Genomic DNA, 19641 nt, shown 5'->3' on the forward strand with positions numbered 1-19641 from the left:
GCCGGGCCTGGCGGCTCATGTCGGATTGCGGCTTACCCACGATATCGGCGCGGGCAAGCCAAACCGCCATGCCCGAGCATAGATATCCCGTTTTCCTGGTTGGGCTGTTTGACGGCGAGGTTGGCCGTCCGGCTGAGCCGCGCCGCCTGCTACAGCAGCGCAACGCCGCCTTGGCGCGGCTCGCATCGGCGCAGCGGGACGCCGGTGGACTTGGAGAGGACGACCAACTGCACGAAGCTGTTGACCGGCGCGAATGGAGCGAAAAAGGCGTCCATCACGTCGATGAACGCGCTGATGCTATTGCCCGAGAACGCCTGCTCGTCCACGGCTAGCATGATTTCGACGCCGCGCACGAGCGCGGGACACGGATCCATGACGATCCATTGCATCGTCGAGCGCGAGCCGATAAACGAGATGCCTTCGATCTGTCGGGCCGGCGCCGACGAGAGCGCGGCGTATTGGCGCAACAGCCGCTTGATTTCGTCGAGTCCTTCCGCGCTCAGCGACATCGCATGCGGCGTGAATTGCGAGATAAGACGCCACAGCGCGCCGTGACTTTGCTGGGCGCGGACGCTTTCCGTGGGGCGGCGTAGAAGGGCGAGCCGGCACGCCACCGAACCGCCCTCGATCATGAGGTCGCCGGCCGGCGAGCCGTACGGTAGGGTGGAAGGCAAGTTACGGTTCGTGCAGGTGACGTCCACGGCCACTTGCGGCACTGGGACGGCGGCCGGATGACCGTCGAGACCGACGAAGGCCAGCGTCGTGCGGCGAGCGTCGCGCTGCTGCGGGTCCTCGTCGGTGCGGGCGACCCAATACGGCCCGCCGGGCGCGCCGGCGCTGCCGTGCATGAGCCCGTGGAACGGCTGGAATGCGCCGGGGCCGGACGGCGACTGCTTTTCCGGATAGACGGCATCGATCGAATACACTTCGAAGTCGGACGTGCTCGTCGATTTCTGTACTTTGGGGGTGACGGCATACGCTTGCGTCAACGGATCGATCTTGATCGGTTCGGCCTTCGTCGCGAACAAGTTGACGATCGGCGTGCAAAAGAGCTTCAAGTGTTTCTCGCTCAATTGCGCCATGCGCTGCCCGGCCCATGACTCGTCGTGTACGCCCTCGATCGCGAGATACAGCGTCAGCGTCGTGCATGGCCCGGTCGCGGCCAGCATGGCGGCGGCATCGATATCGAGGAAATCGAACTTGTCGGGGAAGGCGAAGTACTCGCCGAGCAACCGGAATTGTGCGCTGGCCGGCTCGGCGTGTTCGACGAGCGCATCGTCTGCATCGAATCCCCCCGCTTTGACCGGAACGCATTCGAGCGTCGCCCAGCGCCCGTTGCCGTCGGCTTCGACGAAAGCTTTGGTGGCGCGCAGCAAGAGCGTATCGATCAGCGTCGTGACGATCTCACGCTGGCCATGTGCATGCAGGCGGATCGTCGGCGGCGCAATCGCATGGAGTCCCGCGCAGCCCGCGGCCTGAGCCAAGGTAATCGCAACGAGCCCTGATGTCTCGGGCGGCAGCGACGCATTGGCGGGGGCCACTGCGCTGCGCAGGTAGCGCGCGCTTTTGATGCGCATCGGAGCGAGCGTAACGTCGTAAGCCGTGCGAAAGCGGCACGGCCGGTCTTTCGTCACTAGGTCGGTGCCGCGAGCGATCGTGACCGGGCCCGACAAACCCTCGAACAGTCCTTCGATGTCGAACTCGACGATCGAACAAGACGGGAAAGGCCGCAAATAGTGCGGATACAGCGTCTGCAGCATCCCCTCGGTAAATTCCGGGTAGTCGTCGTCGAGGCGCGTATCGATGCGCGCGGCCAGCAAGGCGAACGACTGCAGCATCCGTTCGACGTGCGGATCGTCGGAATGCTCGCCCGACACGGCCAGCCGGGCGGCGATCTTCGGATAGCGCGTCGCGAACTCGTGCAACGAGCGGCGCAACATGGCGAGTTCACGTTCGTAATGCGGCAGCAGGTCTTCCATGGAAAATCCGAGTTTGAGAAAACGTGCCAATTTCCAGCCGCGGCATTGCGGCTATATCGGGCGACTCGAATATTACTACCGTTGGAAGCGCGAACCCGCCCGGCCGCGTGAGAAGCGCGGCCGGGCACGAAGCGGCGGTGAGGCGCGGCACTGAAACCGAATGCGCCGTTATTCGCCGGGTGCGTACAGATCGAGCAGTTTCAACGTGACGCCGTTGGTCCAGCCGAATCCGTCTTGCAGCGGATATTCTCCGCCGCCTCCGCCTCCCGCATTCGGGCCTTCGACAACGTATTTTTCAACGAGTTTTTGATCCGACGCATAAACCTGCTTTACGTCCGCCAGAAACCGCGTACCCACTTCTTTAGCGAATGAGCTGTCGCCGTAATGCTGCGCGCCCCTGAGCGTCAACCAATGCAGCGGCGCCCAGCCGTTCGGGGCGTCCCACTGCTGCCCGGTTTGGACAGTGGTCGTCGCCAAGCCGCGTGTCTGGAGCAATTGGGTTTCGAGCGTACGCAGCGTTGCATGCGCTCGGTTGGGCCACGCCGCGCGCACGAACAATGGGTACGCGGCCGCGGCCGATACCTTGCCGGTCAGCTTGCCGAGACGCCAATCGTAATCGCCGTAAAAGCCGCTCGGATTCCAAAGATATCGATTGATGGCGTAGGCGCGCCGCTCGGCTTTTTGAACGTAATCGGCCGTGCATCGGAAATCGAGCGACTGCGCGCACGCTTTGGCGATCGTTGCCTCCAGCGAAAACAGCAGGCTATTCAAGTCGATCGGAACGATCGACGTCGTGCGGATCGTCGAGAGCGTTTTGCCGTCGCCGAACCAGCGCGAGCTGAAGTCCCATCCCGATTCGGCGGCGGCGCGCAAGTCGCGATACACCTCCTTGGGATCGCGGCCGGGCGCTTGCTTGGCCGTCGCCACGTCTTCGGAGTAAGACTCGTCGCGCGGCGTATCGCGCTCGTCCCAATAGCGGTTCAACACCGTGCCGTCGTTCAATACCACGACATTGCGCGTGGCACCGCCGCGCGGCGTCGTCTCGGCGCCCTTCATCCAATAGGCGTATTCCTTCTTCAACTCGGGTAGGTATTTTTGGTAGGCGCGGTCTCCCTCGACCTTCGCGGCCAGTTGGACCATGAGCGCGAAAAACGGCGGCTGGGAACGGCTGAGGTAATAGGTACGATTGCCGTTCGGGATGTGTCCGAATTGGTCTATCTCGTAGGCGAAGTCGTCGAGCATATCGTCGACGAGGTCCTCACGCCCCGACTCCTGCAGGCCGAGCATCGTGAAATAGGTGTCCCAATAGTAGCCCTCGCGAAAGCGCCCGCCCGGCACCACATAGGGTTTCGGTAACGGGATCAGCGAGCTGTTCGGGGGGACATCGGCCGCGGTCGTCGTTCTCGTGAGCTTCGGCCAAAGCCAGTCGATGTGTTGACGCAGCGTCTGACCGCTCGGCGGTGTAATAACCGGCTCGCTCGGCAGCGTGAAATGCGCCAGCACGAATTGTTTGAGGTCGAAGCCGGGCTGATTTTTCGATTGTTCGTACTGCTGAACAATTGCCGCCGGATCGCTGTTGGGCACCGCATCCACGAACGTCTTTTGGTCGGGGAAGATTTGCTGCATTTGTACGGCGACGAATAGATCGCCATAGAGTTCGGACGGCGGGGGCGGCAAGGTTGCGGCCGCGGCCTCGGGCAACGGGGAGGCGGCGAGCCCGGCCAGCAGCATGAGACAGGCGAGACGCGACGTGCGCGTGCGCGCGGCGGCAAAACGCGGGCGGCGCGCGGGGGACGATTCGAACATGACTCCTCCATGAGATGGGATAGGTTCGTTCTTGGTCCCCTCGTTCTTGTGCGAATCGATGCGCTTGGCCGCGCGGCGGTTCGGCGATTTTGCCTCACCGGGAAATGAAAAGAAATCGATTGAAAAAATGAGCGCTGTAAAAGGCGTGGGATTTACTTCGGCTGATGCGCGATATGAACAGACAGTAACGTCTATCGCCGGCGGAGCAGTTTATTCGTCGGTTTTCGCATGCTCGGGGCGGGCAAAGAAACGGCGACGGCGTGCCGGTGCGGCAGGTCGTCGCATGCTTAGGTCTGATGAATCAACGACGGTTTTGGCGAGGTTGCTTGCGTAGGTCCTCACGCACGCGCTTCGTCACGAGCACGGGGAGGTAGTCGGTGATGCGGGCGCCGTCGCTGAAGGCCTGCCAGGTCTGCGACACCATCCGCGAAACGGTTTCGGGCGGGGCGCCTGTGTCGCTTGCAATGGATTGCACGAGGTCGTCCACGTTCGGTTGCGTCATATCGATCTCCGTGGTGAGCGCGCGGCGATCCTGTGCCCCGCACGCCTCTCGCTATTTAAGAGTGGTACGCGCGGCGTTGCCAATTGAATTCACCTATCGGTCCGACGAGGGCTCGTAGGCGCGCCGCGGCAGCCTGCCTGGCAAAACGGTGGGCATTGTTATTTATTATTAATCGACGATTTATCGAGTTGAAAATATATTGCGTCATGATTGACGGCTGCCATTCAAATCATTCGCGAATTCCGTAATGCTTTGCGCCACGATATCGGCGTGGCTGAGCAATACCCAATGCGCCGCATCGAGTTCGATGCGGCGGTGCGGGCCGAGCCATCGATCCAACCCTATCGATAGCGATGGTCCGACATAGCGGTCGCGCATCGGCACGATGAACTGAACGGGCGCATGGGCCGCGCGAGCGCGAGGTTTGCGGATCCGTTGGACGAAATTCGCGCGGTAGAGCCCGAGACCGTCGATGGCATTGCGAAGAAGGTCGGGGTCGGGCGTCGTCTTCAACCCTTCGGTTGCGCGTAGCCACGCAGGCCAAGTCGGTGCCCATAGCGCTCGCCACGCGAGTTCGGGCAATCGCGGCAACAGGAAGAAATAGATATAGCTCGATTGGAGCATCTGCCGCATGCTTTGAAGCAGCGCGCGAGCGGACTTCCATCGATCGCCCTCGCGCAGCAACACGCCGGCATAGTCGAGCGACGGCCCGGAGATCGAAGTGAACGAGACGATGCGCCCTTCGAACGCCGGGCTCGTGACGGCTTCCCAGCTTTGTACCGATCCCCAATCGTGGCCGACGAGATGAAACGGCCGCGTGCCGCAGGTCGCTTTAGTAACGGCGGCCAGATCGCCGGCCAACTGTTCGAGACGATAACCCGCAACCGTTCGCGGGGCCGACGACGCGCCCGCGCCGCGCACGTCATAGGCGATCACGCGGAAGCGCGCATCTAGCCGCGCACGCACGGCGTCCCAAACGCGCGCGGAATCGGGATAGCCGTGCACGAGTACGACGCACGGCGCATCCGGCGGCCCGCTCGCATAGACCGCAAGCGTCACGTCGCCGGAGCGAACCGTCGAGCGTTCCGTCACGCGCGGTGCAACCTCGTGGCGGGCTTCTACGATCATGCTTGCGTTTGAGACCGGGCGATCATGCGAGTTCGTACCGCGCGCGAACCGTCGCGCCCGCCGGCCGCTTCGACCGCCGCAACGACGGCATCGATACGCGCCAGATGTTTGCGATTGTCGTGATCCCAAGGATGGAAGCTAGGTTTGAAAAAACGCAGCCAATCGAGCGCGATATGGGGAAACACGCCACGCGGGCCGAACAGGAAGCGCACGAGGTTCCACACGCCGCGCACATGGCCGCCGCGGCGCCGGTCGGCGATCAGCAAGCGGACATGAAACCAGAACACGATCGTCCAGAACATCAGCGTGATCTGCAGCATGGCCCCGGCTCTGATCAAGTAGCGCTTCAGTCCCGGCCTGATCGCCGCGTTCCAGACGTCGAACGACACGGCCTTATGCTCCGTTTCCTCGAGCGCGTGCCATGTCCACAATTGCGCGTAGATGGGAACGTCGCTCGCGATCCGCGTATCGTCTTCGAGGACCATGCCGGCGAGCATCGCGGTGTAGTGTTCGAGCGCGACAGTTTGAGCGAGCTGGACCGAATGGGGCGCATTTCTACGGCCGAAATCGAGTAGCTTCACGACGTACTGCTCGAGCCGGGCGGCCGGAAGCCCCGCGGCCTCCAGCGCTTCGTTGTATTCGATATGCTCGCGCGTATGCATCGCTTCCTGTCCGATGAAGCCAAGCACTTGCTTCTTGAGCTCGGGATCGTCGATACGGTCGCGATAGTAGCGCACGCTGTCGATGAAATAACGTTCGCCGGCCGGAAACAGCAGCGATAGGGCGTTGAAGAAATGCGTCACATAGGACCCCGACGCGTGCCAGTCGCAAGCGCGCTCGGAGGGCAGGGGAAAACGCAAGTCGCGGCGGATGGGCATCGTCATGGCAGCTTGTTCTCCATGGTGGCGGCGTGCGCTTGCGCACTAGCGCGCTTTCGCGCGGCGCGGCTCAGACGCAATGCCGATCGAACGACGAGCGCTTGATAGGCTGACGGCAGCAGGCGCGCGAGCCAATCGGCAGCCCACGCGTCGCGTCCGATCAGTACGCGGCGCCGATTGCGGCGCACGCCGTCAAGAATCGCGCGGGCCGCCTGGTCCGCGCTCGTGATGAAAAGACGTTCGAAGTCTCGCCGGCCTTGCCGGTCATCTTCGATCAGAAAGCCGATCATATTCGATGAAATGCGGCTTCCGCGAGCGATGTTGGTTTTGATGCCGCCCGGATGAACGCAGGTCGCGGACACCCCGCATCGCAGAATGTCGAGTTCCTCGCGCAGCGATTCGGTAAAGCCGCGCACGGCGAACTTGGTCGCGTTATAGGCGCTCATGCCGGGCTGCGAGAACAAGCCGAACACGCTCGACGTATTGACGATATGGCCTTCGCCCGCGGCCTTCAAATACGGAAGAAACGCCTTGGTGCCATGCACGACGCCCCAGAAATTGATCGCGACGATCCATTCGAGGTCTTCGTACGCCATGCCTTCCACCGTACTGGAAAGTGCGACGCCCGCGTTGTTGAAGACGAGGTTTACGCGTCCGTGCTGCTCTTGCGCCGAACGCGCCCATGCGTACATCGCGGCGCGGTCCGCTACATCCACGACCGAGGTCGTGACGCGCAGCGCCGGCTCCTTCGACGCGCCGCCCGAGGACGCGGCGGCACGGGCCAAGGCCGCCGTCTCGGCAAGCGCGCGCTCGTCGACGTCGGCCAGCGCGAGATGACAGCCGTCCCGGGCCAGCGCCAACGCGAGCGCTCGGCCGATGCCGGAAGACGCGCCGGTAATGGCGGCAACTTTATCGTTGAACGTTTTCACGATGCGTGTCCTTAGGTCGGGTGGGCGGTCCGCGCGGCCCGGACATCGTTTCGATCGGTGGCGTCCAAGCCCGCTGGTCGATCGCTCGGCTCCGCATAGGCGAGATAGTCGGCCATGCGAAAGCGCCGCGTCGCTCGGCGAAAGCGCCAGGCGAATCCCGGCCAGAGCGTGGTGTTCTTGCCGGTCTTGGGATCGATGTACCAACTGTTGCATCCCCCGGTCGACCAGATCGCACGAGACAATTTGCGCTGAATCCGCTCGTTGTAGGCGCGCTCCACGCTGCCTCGCACTTCGATGGCCGCCGCGCGTTCGTCTTGCATGGCGCGCAAGGCACGCATGATGTATTCGACTTGCGATTCGATCATGAAGACCATCGAATGGTGACCGAGTCCCGTGTTCGGTCCCACGATCATGAAGAAGTTCGGAAATCCCGGCAGCGTCGTGCCGAGGTACGCATGTGCGCCGTCGCGCCATGCGTCGACGATGTCCACTGAGCCGCGACCCCGCACGAGACCGGGCGGAAACGGATCGGTGACGTGAAAGCCCGTGCCGTAAATCAGGCAATCCACGCGATGGAGCCGGCCGTCGCCGGTGACAGGCCCCTCGGGCGCGATTCGCACGATTTTATCGGTCACCACTTCCACGTTCGAACGAGCGAGGGCCGGGTAATAGTCGTTCGATATCAACACGCGTTTGCAGCCGATCGTGTAGTCGGGCTGAAGCGCTCGACGCAGTCCAGGGTCGTGTACTTGACGCCGCAAATGCCGTAGGGCGAGCTTTTGAACTTGCTTCATCAACGCGGGATGCACGGAGAACCCCAGTGCGCGCGACTCGAGTTGCCAATACAAACCGGTGCGGACGAGCTTTTGCGCGGCGGGAGAATGTTCGAACAGCCAGCGCTCCGCGCGCGTCACCGCGCGATCGGACTTCGGCATGATCCAAGGGGGCGTGCGTTGGAATAGCGACAAGCGCGCGACCTCGGGGGCGATTTGCGGCACGAATTGGATCGCGCTGGCGCCCGTGCCGATAACGGCAACGCGTTTGCCGTCGAGGCAATAAGCGTGGTCCCATTGCTGCGAATGAAACGCTTTGCCCTCGAACGTATCGATGCCCTCGATCTGAGGCAATGCGGCGCGCGAAAGTCCGCCCATCCCCGAGATCAATACGCGCGCGCGCAACCGCGTGCCGTCGGCGAAGCGCAGGCGCCAGCGGTGCGCCGCTTCGTCGAAGTCCGCCTGCCTGAGTTCCTTTCGAAAGCGCAGATGCGATGCGATACCGAAGCGCTCCGCGCACGCTCGCAAATAGGCGTGGATCTCGGGCTGCGGCGCGAACATGCGCGTCCAGCGCGGGTTCGGCGCGAAGGAAAACGAGTAGACGTGCGATTGCACGTCGCACGCACAGCCTGGATAGTGGTTGTCGCGCCACGTGCCGCCGATCGCATCGGCTTTTTCCATCACGACGAAGTCGTGCATGCCGGCTTGCTTGAGTCGAATGGCCATGCCGAGCCCGGCAAAACCCGATCCGATGATGGCAACGTCGACCGTCTCCATCCGCGCCCTCCCTGATTGGCGTCTATCGTTACATTGACCGATGTAAAGATACGACGCGCCGCGCTCCTCTTCAAGGACGCATTTAGACGCGAACTTCTATGAACGGCGGGCGGACAAGAGGGGGCCGCCGGTCAAGGGTTGCCGGCGGATTTCAAACGGCGAGCGACGCCCGTGCCGACTCCCGAACCGACTTACTCCCAGCGTTTGCGGCGTGAGCGCGGGGGAGCGGCGCGCGTGGCGCCCTCGATTCGCTTGTCGAGAATCGCCGATACGCGATCGGCCAAATACCCTTCGGAAGCCTCTTCGAGCGCGCGGTTCATTTCGCTCTCCACGAGCACCATCGCCAGCGGCCGCAAGCGCCAGATCGCATCGACGAGCGCCGGTACATCGGCGGGCGGCGGCAGGGCATCGGCGTCGTAGCGGTCGAGCCGCCGGACGACCAAATCCACGAGCGCTTTGGCCACTTGCTCGAAGTGCGGTCGCGAGAGGCGCACGGCTTCGAGCAGATCGGCGGCCGGCACGCCTTCTTTGACGAGCGCGGCGCCGGCATTGAGCACGGCGGGACTGCGCGCGACGAACTTCGTGCCTGACCGCTCCAGCAAACCGAGATTAAGTGCTTTAGCCAGCCGAGCAGGCGATACGTCGCCGAACAGTTTGGCCAGCGCGGCGAGCGAATAGGTTTCAGTTCGCTCATGCGACCAGCGCGAACCTATGGCGCTTTCCAGGCCGAGAATCGAGCGCAGGTCGTGGCCTTCCTCGATTGCTCGGATCAAATCCTGGATGTTCGCCAACGTGTACCCGCGCGCGAGCAGATGATTGATCAACGTCAGCCGCGCGACGTGCGTATCGTCGTAGACTGCGACGCGCCCGCGCTTGACCGGCGGCGAAAGTAATTCCCTATCCTGGTAAGCGCGAATATTGCGAACGGTTGTACCGGCGACGCGTGCGAGTTCGTCGACGGTGTATTCGTTCGGCTCGGAGGAGGGGGCGGTCGGCATGCGCGGATTGTAACTTGAGGTCACGGCGTTTCTGCTTCCTCGGACATTTCGCAGTTCCTTAGCGCCATCGGCGGGTTTTGAGCACGGTTATGGCTCGCTTTGGGATTTTCATCGTCGTAACTTAACGACGTGGTATCGTCCGCCCCGATTCCAGCCCCTACCTTGCACGAACACATGGGCTGCGACCGGATCTCGCATGCAACTTCCGCGAGGGTTAAACGGTCCGAGGTGCTGGCGTAAGTATCGATAGCGACAACAAAGGGTATGAACGGACTGATGAGACTCGAACAGATGACGGTCGTCGTCGTTGAAGACGACCCGTCTAGCAGAGAGTCGCTTGCGATGGTGCTCGAATCCGAGGGCGCGCGAGTCGTGGCTGCCGCCGATGCCGAGGAAGGCGTCGAGGCGGCGCTGAAAGTGGCGCCGGACGCCGTCGTGTGCGATATCGACTTGCCGATGATGGATGGTTTTTATCTGATCCAACGGCTGCGCGACGACGAAATCCGCAACGATCGCCCGCCCGCGGTGGCGGTGGCGCTCACGGGACATACGGACGAGGCCTACCGGCTGCGAAGCATCGGAGAAGGCTTTCATCACTTCATGAGAAAGCCGGCCGAACCCGAGCAACTCGTCTCGTTGCTCGCGGATGCCGTTGCCGCGCGAGCGCTCGGTTGATCTGCGACGCGCGCCGAGGTGGCTGAAGTTTTTGCAAAAGCGAATGTCAAAGTTGCTCTCGCAACGATAGACACGGATGCGAAGTTCGCTTGCATGGGCTAATTGGCTCAGGAATGCCGCGCGTCGCGCACGCGCGGCGGATGTCGCGCTCGCTTGCGTAAGCGCATGCATCATTCGGGCATGAGTTGTGCTTTTGTGTTTTCCCAGCGGCAACTAAATGTCGCATTTTTCAAAACGAAAACGCCGCCGACATGCGTCCGGATAGCTTCGCAAGCGACAACCACTCCTTATCCTCGCCCCCCGAACCGGTGGTGACGTCCGAGGAACGTCTGCGGATTCTGCTCGAATCCGTGCAGGACTACGCCATCTACTTGCTCGATACCGACGGCTGTATCGTCAGTTGGAACAGCGGTGCCGAGAAGATCAAGGGCTATACGGCGCAGGAGGTGCTGGGGAAACACTTCTCGATGTTCTATCCGCCCGACGACAGGAGGTGCTGGGGAAACACTTCTCGATGTTCTATCCGCCCGACGACGTCGCCAAGGGTACGCCCGAGGCCGAGCTGACCACCGCCGCGCGTACGGGCCGAGCGGAGGAGGAAGGCTGGCGCGTGCGCAAGGACGGCACGATGTTCTGGGCCAACGTCGTGATTCGAGCGGTCTATGCGTCCGATGGCGACGGCCGACGCTTGCGCGGTTTCGCGAAAGTCACGCGCGACATGACCGAACGCAAGCGGCTGCGCGAGCTCGAAGCCGCGAGCCAGCACATGAACGAATTTTTGGCCACGCTCGCGCACGAGTTGCGCAATCCGCTCGCGCCGGTCAGCAACGCACTGAGCGTCATGATGCTCGAGCCGCTCGTCAGCCCCACGTTGCGTCAGTGTCGTGACATGATCGACCGGCAAATCTCGCATTTGACGAGGCTCGTCGACGATTTGCTCGATGCCGGCCGCGTGACGACCGGCAAGGTCGCGTTGCGTTTGGAGCCGGTCGAGTTGTCCGATGTCGTCGTGCGCGCGATCGAGATGATTCGTCCGCATGTGGCGTTGCGTCAACAAGCGGTGGAAGTGCACGTGCCGCCGACGGGGATCATGGTGAACGGCGACAGCACGCGGCTCGTGCAAGTCGTGCAGGGACTGCTCAACAACGCCTCGAAGTTTTCCGAGCACGGCGGGCGTATCGGCGTCGAGATCGACAAGGTGGGCACGTTCGCGCGGGTGCGCGTGTCCGACGACGGCTGCGGCATCGAGGCCGCGGCGCTCGACTCGATCTTCGATTTATTCGTTCAAGCCGACAATCGATTCGAGCGCAAGGAAAGCGGGCTCGGTATCGGACTGACGTTATGCCGTTGGCTCGTGGAAATGCACGGCGGCTCGATCGAGGCGTCGAGCGAGGGCCTCGGGCGCGGCGCCACGTTTACCGTGCGGCTGCCGCTGTACGCGGTGCAAGGCGCCGCCAACGACGAAGGCATGCGCGGCAATGCGACGGAACGCGCCGAGTTGGGCGCCTTGGCGGTGCTCGTCGTCGACGACAACTGCGATTCGGCCGACAGCATGGCGATGTTGCTGCGCATGAAGGGACACCGCGTGCAAGTCGCGTACAGCGGTGCCCAGGCGCTGGACGCCGCCGAGCGCTCCGAGCGCATCGACGCCGCCCTCATCGATATCGCGATGCCGGGCGCCGACGGTTTCGCCGTTCTACGTCAGCTCAAACGCACGAAAGCGCTCGGCGATGCCTGCTTCGCGGCGATGACCGGTTTCGGTCAAGAGAGCGACGTCGCGCGTTCGCTCGATCAGGGCTTCGACTTACATCTGACCAAGCCCGTGCAATTGCCGCTGCTCGATACGTTGCTCGAGCGGGCGGGCGAGCGCCGGGCGCGGCCTTGATCTCGCGCGTGCCGCCGCTTGCGGCTCAACTCAAAGGCAGATCGATGTACTTCTTGAACGCGGCGCGTTGCGTAAGCCTTTGATACCAGCGCTCGAGGCTCGGCATCGGCGGGCGTTCGACGCCCGGCAGCCCGAACCAGCGCTTCGCGAATGCGCCAAGCACGATGTCGGCGATCGTGAAGCGGTCGCCTTCCGGATGAAAGCGCCCCTGCAGATGACCGTCGAGGATTTTCCAGCGCGCGATCAGCGTCTTCATGTTGGCCGCCAACGCTTCCATGTCGCGTTCTTCGGGCGGCGTGCGCACGAGGGCGATGAACACCGGACGCTCAGCGGGCGCCAAGGTCGAGAGCGACCAATCGAGCCAACGGTCGATACTCGCGCGCAGTTTGGGGTCGGCGGGGTAGAGCGAGCTCGACGCGCCGTATTGCATCGCTAGGTAGCGCAGGACCGAATTCGACTCCCACAGGACGAACGTGCCGTCCACGAGCGTCGGTATTTGGCCGTTGGGATTGAGTTCCCGATAGTCGGGGTCGTTGACGCGCCCGAACTGCAAGCCGGCATCGACGCGCTCGAAGGGGAGGCCCAGTTCATCGCAGCACCACAGCAACTTTTGCACGTTGACCGAGTTGGCTCGTCCCCAAATCTTCAGCATTTGATTTTTCCTCCGTAAGAAAGCGGCGCCGTCTAAAGCAAGCCGGCGCCGCGCGGTTTGTACAATACGCCGAATTCAGAACCTCAAAGCGAGGATTAACCCGCCATGGCACGCCTAATTCCCGACGATTGGAAGAACCTGGCCGCGACCGGCGCCGCCGAACGTGAGCGCGAAACTCTCGCGTTGCTCGAGCGCGCGCTGCCCGACGATTACACCGTGTATCACGGCGTGCATTGGACTCGCCTGAATCGGGCTTTCTCCGTATTCGGCGAAGCGGACTTCGTGGTGGTGAGCCCGGCGGGGCGCCTCATGCTGGTCGAACAAAAGGCCGGATTCCTGCGCGAGACGCCGAAGGGGCTCGTCAAGGTCTACCTGCAAACGGAGCGCAACGTCTCCATTCAGCTCGCCCGAACCGTCGAAAATCTGCACCGGCGGTTCACGGCGGCGTTCGGCGCCGGGACGTACTGTATCGAAGCGCTGCTGTTTTGTCCCGACTACATCGTCAAGAACGCCGCGATCGCGGGCGTACCGCCGGAGAGTATCGTCGACGCCACGCGCAAGGATCGCCTCGCCTCCGTCATCTTGGCGGCGCTGCCCGCCGACGAACCGAAGCTGCCCTGCGCGCAGAAAATCCACCATTTCTTGGCCGACGAATTGGCATTGACGCCCGATACGAGCGCGCTCGTCGGGCAAGCGGGCACGCTCGTTACGCGCCTGTCCGGGGGCTTGGCAACGTGGGCCCGCAAGCTCGCGTTCTCGCCATTTCGGCTACGCGTGATCGGCACGGCGGGTTCGGGTAAGACGCAATTGGCCGTGCAAGTCATGAAGGACGCGGCGGCGAACGGAAAGCGGGCCTTATATGTCTGCTTCAATCGGCCCCTGGCCGACCACATCGCCCGGGTGGCTCCGGAGGGCGTACGCGTCGCCAATTACCATCAGTTGTGTGATTGGGTGGCGCGCGACGTCGGAGCCGTGCAGGATTTCCGCGCACCCGACGTGTTCGGCCGGCTGGAGGCCGCGTTCGCCGATGCGCCAGTCGGGCAGCGCTGGCAGTTCGACGTGTTGATCGTGGACGAAGGGCAGGATTTCCAGGAATCGTGGGTGCAAGCGCTGTCGCGCCTCGTCCGGCCGGAGGGCGCATGGTGGTGGCTGGAGGACCCGCTGCAAAATCTCTACATGCGCGAACCGGTGGCGTTGCCGGGATGGACGGTGCTGACCGAGACGACGAATTACCGCAGCCCCCGCGACATCTTGGATTTCGTGCGAGAGAAGGTTGGCGCGGCGGTGCCGCATGCGTCCGGACTCACCGCGGGCAGTCCGTTCGACGGATCGCAAATATCGTTCATGACCTACGAGGGCGCCCAGGACGAAGCGGTCATCGACGCCACCAAGCGCGCCATCACCCAGGCGCTGTCATTGGGGTTCCGCAAGCAGGACATCGCCGTGCTTTCGTTCCGCGGCCGCGAGGGCTCGACGCTGACGGGTCTCGAGCATTTGGGCCCCCATCGGCTACGCAGCTTCACGGGCAAATACGATTTGTTCGGCAATCCTGAATATCGCGACGGCGACGTGTTGCTCGAATCGATCTATCGTTTCAAGGGGCAGTCGGCGCCATGCGTCGTATTGTCGGAGGTCGACTTCGAGACGTTCGACGAGCGCGCTGCCCGCAAACTCTTCGTCGGGGCCACGCGGGCCACCATGAAGCTCATCGTCGTCGCCTCGCGCCGCGCCGGCGGCTTGCTGGACGTCTCGGCTTGAGAAAGCACGCGCGGGCGCGGGCGGCCCGCGGTCATCTTGCGCGGACGATCGCGATAGTTTCGCGATAAATCGTGATGGCCGACGTGATGGCCGAAAACGTTTTCATGACGATCTGATAATTCATTGCGACTGATTTAGGCGTACGGGCTAATGATGCATTGCGGAATTGATCTTGATCAAAAAAATCGGGCGTTCTCCGTTATATCGTTGGTGTTTTCCCGTGCCCTTGCAATAGGGTGGATTTTAAAATCGCGCTCCTCCGCGCTCCTCCGCGCTGCACAAGGGGTGCGGCGTAATGACCGGGAGCCTGAAAAGTACGATTGTTGCATTTAGAAGTCGATCCGCCCCCGTAAATATTGGAAAACGATTTAGATTCAAGCGATGGTTCTGAGTCGGAAATTCGGCTCCATGTTTTCCCTAAAATCGCTTGTAGAATATTTATTCTATTGTTAGTCTGTCGTTGACCTCGATGCAGTGAAGAGGCAATGAAAGCGCAAACGGTTTTTCTGTTTCCGTTCCGTTTGCTACCGCACGATTCGCTGACTGTCCCCGGTTGGACGGTTCAATGCTTTGCGACGGAGTACACATGTCGACGGCCACCCCTGACCTAGTTGATCAATTTTGCGTAGGCGATGTCGTGACGCTGAAGGCGGGCGGTTCACGTATGACGGTCACGGCGGTTTCCAACGACGCCGTGCTATGCCAATGGTTCGACGAGCACGGGGAGTTCCGGCAAGAGACGTTCGTGCGCGAAGCGCTGGGACGCGAGCCGCGCTCGATTCCGCCCGGCCTCGTTCACGTTCGCCTTTATGCCGCCGCGATGGCCGGCTCCGTGGCGGCCGGCATACCGTTCGTCGAGGCGGCGCTGAAGTCCGCGCTTTGATGCGCGCGCCGGTGGCGGCGCGCCGGGCGATTACCGGCGGACACCGTCCTGCTTGGCTGCGCGCCGATCGATTCGCGCCATCAGGGCGGTCGAGAAAGCCGTCATTCGCGTGAGCTTGCGCTTGGCCGTCACTTCACGCGCCAAGCTCGCCGGCGGATTCGGCACATGCGCCCAATAGAGCGCGAGGAGCCAGCCGACGACGGTCCATCCCATGCATGCGTTGAAGAGCGCGAGCGTCAGGACGTCGTGGCGTTTGCGATGGTCCGCGATGATGGCCGGCAAGAAATAGATCGCCAGCGCAAACACCACCTCGACGACCTGTAGGGCAATTCGATCCAACATGATGGTTGCCTCGAAGGTGGGGTAGGACCGATTGTCGCGCGTTCCGTCCTTTTTTGCTCGAAGGCACGCTAGCTGCTCGCCCGGCTCGGTTCGGCCTTTACGTTTCCGGTTCAGCGCGTCACAAATCGGGACTATCATGTGCGCTTTGACTGCCACAGCCGACCGCCATGACTGCCCTTGATGCGAAGCAGCAAAACGCCGCGTCGATCGACCGCCCCGCATTGACCGAGTTCGTCGAGCGCAAATGGAACGACGAGATCGTTCACGCATTGACGGATTACATCGCGATTCCCGCTAAGAGCCCGGCGTTCGACGCCGATTGGGATAAGCACGGATACCTCGAACGGGTCGTTGCCGATGCTGCCGCATGGGCGCAGTCTCAGCGCGTGCGGGGGCTCAAGCTCGAGATCGTGCGCTTGCCCGGACGCACGCCGGTCATCTTCTTCGAAACGCCGGCCACGCGTTCGGGAAGTACCGATACCGTCGTGTTATACGGCCACCTCGACAAACAGCCGGAATTCGACGGCTGGCGCCGGGATCTCGGGCCGTGGACGCCGAAGCTCGAAGACGGCAAATTGTACGGGCGCGGCGGCGCCGACGACGGCTACGCGATTTACGCGAGCGTGTGCGCGCTGGCGGCGCTCGACGCGCAGGGCATCGACCGGCCCCGTTGCGTCGGTCTCATCGAGACGTGCGAGGAATCGGGCAGCTACGATCTGCTCCCTTATGTCGATGCGCTGCGCGATCGGCTCGGGAACGTCGGACTCGTGGTATGTCTCGATTCGGGCGCGGGCAACTACGACCAGCTTTGGCTGACCACGTCGCTACGAGGTCTCGTAGGTGGCTCTCTCGAAGTGCAGGTGCTCGACGAGGGCGTTCACTCGGGCAGCTTCGGCGGCATCGTCCCGTCGAGCTTCCGTATCATGCGGCAACTGTTCGAACGGCTCGAGGATTCGGCGACGGGGAGGCTGTTGCCGTCCGCGTTTCACTGCGAGATTCCGGCGAGCCGCTTGGCCGAGGCGCGCGCCACCGCCGATATTCTTGGCGACGAAGTCTGGAAGGTGTCGCCCTGGGCTTGCGGGCAAGACGGCAAGCCTGTCTTACCGGTGACGACCGATCCCTGCGAAGCGTTGCTCAACGCGACTTGGCGGCCCTCGCTGTCGGTGACGGGGGCGCAAGGGCTGCCGCCGCTCGAGAGCGCGGGCAACGTGCTGCGGCCGCGCACGGCGTTCAAGCTCTCGCTGCGCGTGCCGGCTCTCGTGGACGCGGCGCGCGCCGTCTCCGATCTGAAAGCGTTGCTCGAACTCGATCCGCCCTACAACGCCAAAGTCACGTTCAAGCCCGAGCCGGCCGCGGACGGGTGGAACGCGCCCGAGCTCGCGCCATGGCTCGCGACGGCCGTCAACGACGCATCGCGCGACTACTTCGGCGCCGATTGTGCGTTCATCGGCCAGGGCGGCACGATTCCGTTGATGAACGTATTGCAGCAGGGTTTCCCGAAATCGCAATTCGTTGTCTGCGGCGTGTTGGGCCCGAAGTCGAACGCGCACGGTCCGAACGAGTTTCTCCATGTTCCGTACGCGAAGAAGCTGACCGCGGCCATGGCGCAAGTGATTGCCGCCGCGCCTTGAATCGACCTTGTTCGCAAGCGGGCGCCGCGCGGCGCCCGCCGAGTCCCCCCCGCGACACGCAAATTAGCTGGTAACAACGGAGGAGTTCGACGTGGCGATATTGATTTTGGGCTTGCTCATTTTCATCGGCGTGCACTCGATACGGCTCGTCTCGCCCTCCTGGCGCGATGCCCGGATTGCGCGCTTCGGCGAACAAGGGTGGAAGGGCATCTATTCGGTCGCATCGCTCGTCGGATTCGTGTTGATCGTCTGGGGCTACGGCGTGGCGCGGCGTACCCCGCACCTGTTGTGGGTGCCGCCCGCCGGCATTCGCCATTTGACCGCGCTTCTCGTTGCCGTTGCATTTATATTGATCGCCGCGGCTTATGTTCCGGGAAATCGAATCAAGCGGGCCATTGGGCATCCGATGATGGCGGGCACCGCGATGTGGGGGCTCGGCCACCTTCTCGCGAACGGGACGCTCAACGCGATCGTCCTGTTCGGGGTTTTCCTCGTTTGGGGCACGGCCGGCGTGGTGATCTCCCGTGGCCGCGATCGCGCGGCGGGCGTGCGGTATCCGGCCGGCAGCGTGTCGGGGGACGCCAAGGCCGTGCTCGCCGGCCTCATCGCGTGGGCGCTCTTCGCGTTCGTGCTGCATCGCTGGCTGATCGGAATGAGCCCGCTCGCGTAGACGCGTCACCTACGCTTCACGCTTGAGCGACCGATCAGTCGATCACCCGGTCACTCGGTCATTCGGTCGCGAGCAGCGCTTGCGCGACCTCGCGGGGCGCCGACCCGACGGCCAATTCCGGCGTGCCGTGCCATTGCGCGCAACGGGCGAGCGCGCGGCGCATATCCGTGAGCAGCGATGCGCTCACGCGCACGCCCGGCTCGAGATGGACGGCTTTCAATTCGAAGATGCCCTGGGCGCGATGCGCCTTCGCGTCGACGCGTCCAATCAATCGCCCTCGATGCAGGATCGGCAGACAAAAGTAACCGTACTTGCGCTTGGCGGCCGGCGTATAGCATTCGATGGCGTAATCGAAGTCGAAGAGCGTCGAGGCGCGCTTGCGGTCCCACACCACCGGGTCGAATGGCGAGAGGACGGTGGTTACGGTGGAGCGCAGGCGGCCTTGCGCGGCGTCGTCGATCAGCGGGACCAGTTCGGCCGAAACGAAGGCGTCGTCCTTCCAACCGTCGACGCGCACCGGCACGGCTTCGCCGGCATCGGCCAACGCATGCAGTTCGGCCGTGTACTTGCGGCGCTCGATGCGGTAGTAATCGGCGATCCAATCGGCGCGCGCCACCCCGAGCGCGCGGCAGGTTCGCGCGACGAGCGTCGGCAGCACGCTGGCGGCCTTGGGCAGATCGCGCTTGTCGTCCCAATCGGGCAGCACCCGTTGCGCTACATCGTAGACGCGATGGAAATTGCGGCGCTCCGCGACCATCAGATGCCCGAGCGTAAATAGCACTTCGAGATGGCGCTTTTCCGGCTTCCAATCCCACCAACCGTTGCCGCGTCCCTCTGCGCGCTCGAAGTCGGCCGCACGAACGGGACCGTTTTCGCGCACGTGAGCCAGCAGCCGATCGATATCCTCTTGATGACGCCGGTGCCATTCGGCCGCGTATTTCCATCCCATCTTGCTCGGGTCGAGCATGCGGTGACGCATGAGGCCGTAGTCCTCGATCGGAATGAAGCACGCTTCATGCGACCAGTACTCGAACAGACGGCCCTCCGCCAATAGTTCGTCGAGCCATTGCGGCGCATAGGGGCCGATTCTGCTGAACAGGACGAGATAGGGGCTACGGGCCACGACATGAATTGTGTCGATCTGCAATTGCCCCATCCGTTCAATGGCGGCCAGGACGTCTTGTTTGACCGCTTTGCGGCGGGGCGGAGCAAGCAACCCTTGGGCGGCGAGATGAAGCGTGCGAGCGGCGGCAACGGACAGCGTGAGCATCTGTGGCGGATCGTTTTGGACTTGATCCAGGAGCGTACACCGGCTTTCGAAGATCGTGTGCGACGCCATGCGAAGCGCGATTCGAGCGCCCGTTCGAAGCATCGG

Annotated in this window: 18 protein-coding genes; 7 read left to right on the top strand and 11 right to left on the bottom strand. The window is 63.0% G+C overall.

What is annotated here, in order from left to right:
- Positions 1-149: 149 nt before the first annotated feature.
- The 8 genes from tssF to DXT59_RS19900 form a co-directional block, all read right to left on the bottom strand.
- Entirely contained in the window at positions 150-1979 is a 1830-nt protein-coding gene (tssF, locus tag DXT59_RS19865; protein ID WP_116138567.1) for a type VI secretion system baseplate subunit TssF, read from the bottom strand.
- Positions 1980-2147: 168 nt separating this feature from the next.
- Complete coding sequence (treA, locus tag DXT59_RS19870; protein WP_116138568.1) at positions 2148-3785, bottom strand: alpha,alpha-trehalase TreA; 1638 nt, start codon at positions 3783-3785, stop codon at positions 2148-2150.
- 301 nt (positions 3786-4086) lie between these two features.
- Positions 4087-4287, bottom strand: coding sequence for a DUF3562 domain-containing protein (locus tag DXT59_RS19875; protein ID WP_116138569.1), 201 nt, complete (start codon positions 4285-4287; stop codon positions 4087-4089).
- 204 nt (positions 4288-4491) lie between these two features.
- Positions 4492-5415, bottom strand: coding sequence for an alpha/beta fold hydrolase (locus DXT59_RS19880; RefSeq protein ID WP_116138570.1), 924 nt, complete (start codon positions 5413-5415; stop codon positions 4492-4494).
- The gene (locus tag DXT59_RS19885; protein WP_205417450.1) at positions 5412-6299 is read right to left on the bottom strand and encodes a metal-dependent hydrolase; all 888 of its coding nucleotides are present in this window, start codon (positions 6297-6299) and stop codon (positions 5412-5414) included. Before DXT59_RS19885 ends, DXT59_RS19880 begins: the two co-directional genes overlap by 4 nt.
- Positions 6296-7222: an SDR family NAD(P)-dependent oxidoreductase gene (locus DXT59_RS19890; protein ID WP_116138571.1), complete on the bottom strand. Its 927-nt coding sequence runs from the start codon at positions 7220-7222 to the stop codon at positions 6296-6298. The genes DXT59_RS19885 and DXT59_RS19890 overlap by 4 nt, the downstream gene beginning before the upstream one ends.
- Positions 7223-7233: 11 nt before the next feature.
- The gene (locus tag DXT59_RS19895; protein WP_116138572.1) at positions 7234-8772 is read right to left on the bottom strand and encodes a flavin-containing monooxygenase; all 1539 of its coding nucleotides are present in this window, start codon (positions 8770-8772) and stop codon (positions 7234-7236) included.
- 191 nt (positions 8773-8963) lie between these two features.
- Positions 8964-9770 (bottom strand): MerR family transcriptional regulator, encoded by an 807-nt coding sequence (locus DXT59_RS19900; RefSeq protein WP_116138573.1) that lies wholly within the window; start codon positions 9768-9770, stop codon positions 8964-8966.
- 264 nt (positions 9771-10034) lie between these two features.
- Here DXT59_RS19900 and DXT59_RS19905 point away from each other — a divergent pair, with 264 nt between their 5' ends.
- The 3 genes from DXT59_RS19905 to DXT59_RS31465 all read left to right on the top strand — a co-directional run bounded on the left by DXT59_RS19905 (position 10035) and on the right by DXT59_RS31465 (position 12330).
- Complete coding sequence (locus DXT59_RS19905) at positions 10035-10445, top strand: response regulator (protein WP_240324588.1); 411 nt, start codon at positions 10035-10037, stop codon at positions 10443-10445.
- 251 nt (positions 10446-10696) lie between these two features.
- A complete protein-coding gene (locus DXT59_RS31605; protein WP_205417451.1) occupies positions 10697-11011 on the top strand; it encodes a PAS domain S-box protein in 315 nt (104 codons plus the stop codon).
- Positions 10960-12330, top strand: coding sequence for a hybrid sensor histidine kinase/response regulator (locus tag DXT59_RS31465; protein WP_205417452.1), 1371 nt, complete (start codon positions 10960-10962; stop codon positions 12328-12330). The genes DXT59_RS31605 and DXT59_RS31465 overlap by 52 nt, the downstream gene beginning before the upstream one ends.
- 25 nt (positions 12331-12355) lie before the next feature.
- Here the strand turns inward: DXT59_RS31465 and DXT59_RS19920 are convergent, their stop codons facing one another.
- Positions 12356-12982: a glutathione S-transferase family protein gene (locus tag DXT59_RS19920; protein WP_116138574.1), complete on the bottom strand. Its 627-nt coding sequence runs from the start codon at positions 12980-12982 to the stop codon at positions 12356-12358.
- Between the two features lie 105 nt (positions 12983-13087).
- Between DXT59_RS19920 and DXT59_RS19925 the strand changes: the two genes are divergently transcribed.
- Entirely contained in the window at positions 13088-14740 is a 1653-nt protein-coding gene (locus DXT59_RS19925) for an ATP-binding domain-containing protein (RefSeq protein WP_116138575.1), read from the top strand.
- Positions 14741-15326: 586 nt separating this feature from the next.
- Positions 15327-15623: a YodC family protein gene (locus DXT59_RS19930; protein WP_116138576.1), complete on the top strand. Its 297-nt coding sequence runs from the start codon at positions 15327-15329 to the stop codon at positions 15621-15623.
- Between the two features lie 30 nt (positions 15624-15653).
- On the opposite strand, the gene DXT59_RS19935 is transcribed toward DXT59_RS19930, so the two are convergent.
- Complete coding sequence (locus DXT59_RS19935) at positions 15654-15965, bottom strand: superinfection immunity protein (RefSeq protein WP_116138577.1); 312 nt, start codon at positions 15963-15965, stop codon at positions 15654-15656.
- Between the two features lie 167 nt (positions 15966-16132).
- On the opposite strand from DXT59_RS19935, the gene DXT59_RS19940 reads away from it, so the two are divergent.
- Together DXT59_RS19940 and DXT59_RS19945 are read left to right on the top strand one after the other, a co-directional pair.
- Positions 16133-17596 carry a M20 family metallopeptidase gene (locus DXT59_RS19940; protein ID WP_116138578.1) on the top strand — a complete coding sequence of 488 codons (1464 nt, stop codon included), beginning with the start codon at positions 16133-16135 and terminating at the stop codon, positions 17594-17596.
- A 91-nt stretch (positions 17597-17687) separates the two neighbouring features.
- On the top strand, positions 17688-18266 hold the full coding sequence (locus DXT59_RS19945) for an NnrU family protein (RefSeq protein WP_116138579.1): 579 nt from the start codon (positions 17688-17690) through the stop codon (positions 18264-18266).
- Positions 18267-18324: 58 nt separating this feature from the next.
- Here the strand turns inward: DXT59_RS19945 and DXT59_RS19950 are convergent, their stop codons facing one another.
- On the bottom strand, positions 18325-19536 hold the full coding sequence (locus DXT59_RS19950; RefSeq protein ID WP_116138674.1) for a winged helix-turn-helix domain-containing protein: 1212 nt from the start codon (positions 19534-19536) through the stop codon (positions 18325-18327).
- Positions 19537-19641: the final 105 nt, after the last annotated feature.

It is taken from the genome of Trinickia diaoshuihuensis (assembly GCF_003390925.1).
GTDB lineage: Bacteria > Pseudomonadota > Gammaproteobacteria > Burkholderiales > Burkholderiaceae > Trinickia > Trinickia diaoshuihuensis.

Excerpts from the sequence above, each read along its gene's own strand:
- tssF (WP_116138567.1), bottom strand. The coding sequence starts at position 1,979 with ATGGAAGACCTGCTGCCGCATTACGAACGTGAACTCGCCATGTTGCGC.
- treA (WP_116138568.1), bottom strand. The coding sequence starts at position 3,785 with ATGTTCGAATCGTCCCCCGCGCGCCGCCCGCGTTTTGCCGCCGCGCGC.
- DXT59_RS19875 (WP_116138569.1), bottom strand. The coding sequence starts at position 4,287 with ATGACGCAACCGAACGTGGACGACCTCGTGCAATCCATTGCAAGCGAC.
- DXT59_RS19880 (WP_116138570.1), bottom strand. The coding sequence starts at position 5,415 with ATGATCGTAGAAGCCCGCCACGAGGTTGCACCGCGCGTGACGGAACGC.
- DXT59_RS19885 (WP_205417450.1), bottom strand. The coding sequence starts at position 6,299 with ATGACGATGCCCATCCGCCGCGACTTGCGTTTTCCCCTGCCCTCCGAG.
- DXT59_RS19895 (WP_116138572.1), bottom strand. The coding sequence starts at position 8,772 with ATGGAGACGGTCGACGTTGCCATCATCGGATCGGGTTTTGCCGGGCTC.
- DXT59_RS19900 (WP_116138573.1), bottom strand. The coding sequence starts at position 9,770 with ATGCCGACCGCCCCCTCCTCCGAGCCGAACGAATACACCGTCGACGAA.
- DXT59_RS19905 (WP_240324588.1), top strand. The coding sequence starts at position 10,035 with ATGAACGGACTGATGAGACTCGAACAGATGACGGTCGTCGTCGTTGAA.
- DXT59_RS31605 (WP_205417451.1), top strand. The coding sequence starts at position 10,697 with ATGCGTCCGGATAGCTTCGCAAGCGACAACCACTCCTTATCCTCGCCC.
- DXT59_RS31465 (WP_205417452.1), top strand. The coding sequence starts at position 10,960 with ATGTTCTATCCGCCCGACGACGTCGCCAAGGGTACGCCCGAGGCCGAG.
- DXT59_RS19920 (WP_116138574.1), bottom strand. The coding sequence starts at position 12,982 with ATGCTGAAGATTTGGGGACGAGCCAACTCGGTCAACGTGCAAAAGTTG.
- DXT59_RS19925 (WP_116138575.1), top strand. The coding sequence starts at position 13,088 with ATGGCACGCCTAATTCCCGACGATTGGAAGAACCTGGCCGCGACCGGC.
- DXT59_RS19930 (WP_116138576.1), top strand. The coding sequence starts at position 15,327 with ATGTCGACGGCCACCCCTGACCTAGTTGATCAATTTTGCGTAGGCGAT.
- DXT59_RS19935 (WP_116138577.1), bottom strand. The coding sequence starts at position 15,965 with ATGTTGGATCGAATTGCCCTACAGGTCGTCGAGGTGGTGTTTGCGCTG.
- DXT59_RS19940 (WP_116138578.1), top strand. The coding sequence starts at position 16,133 with ATGACTGCCCTTGATGCGAAGCAGCAAAACGCCGCGTCGATCGACCGC.
- DXT59_RS19950 (WP_116138674.1), bottom strand. The coding sequence starts at position 19,536 with ATGCTCACGCTGTCCGTTGCCGCCGCTCGCACGCTTCATCTCGCCGCC.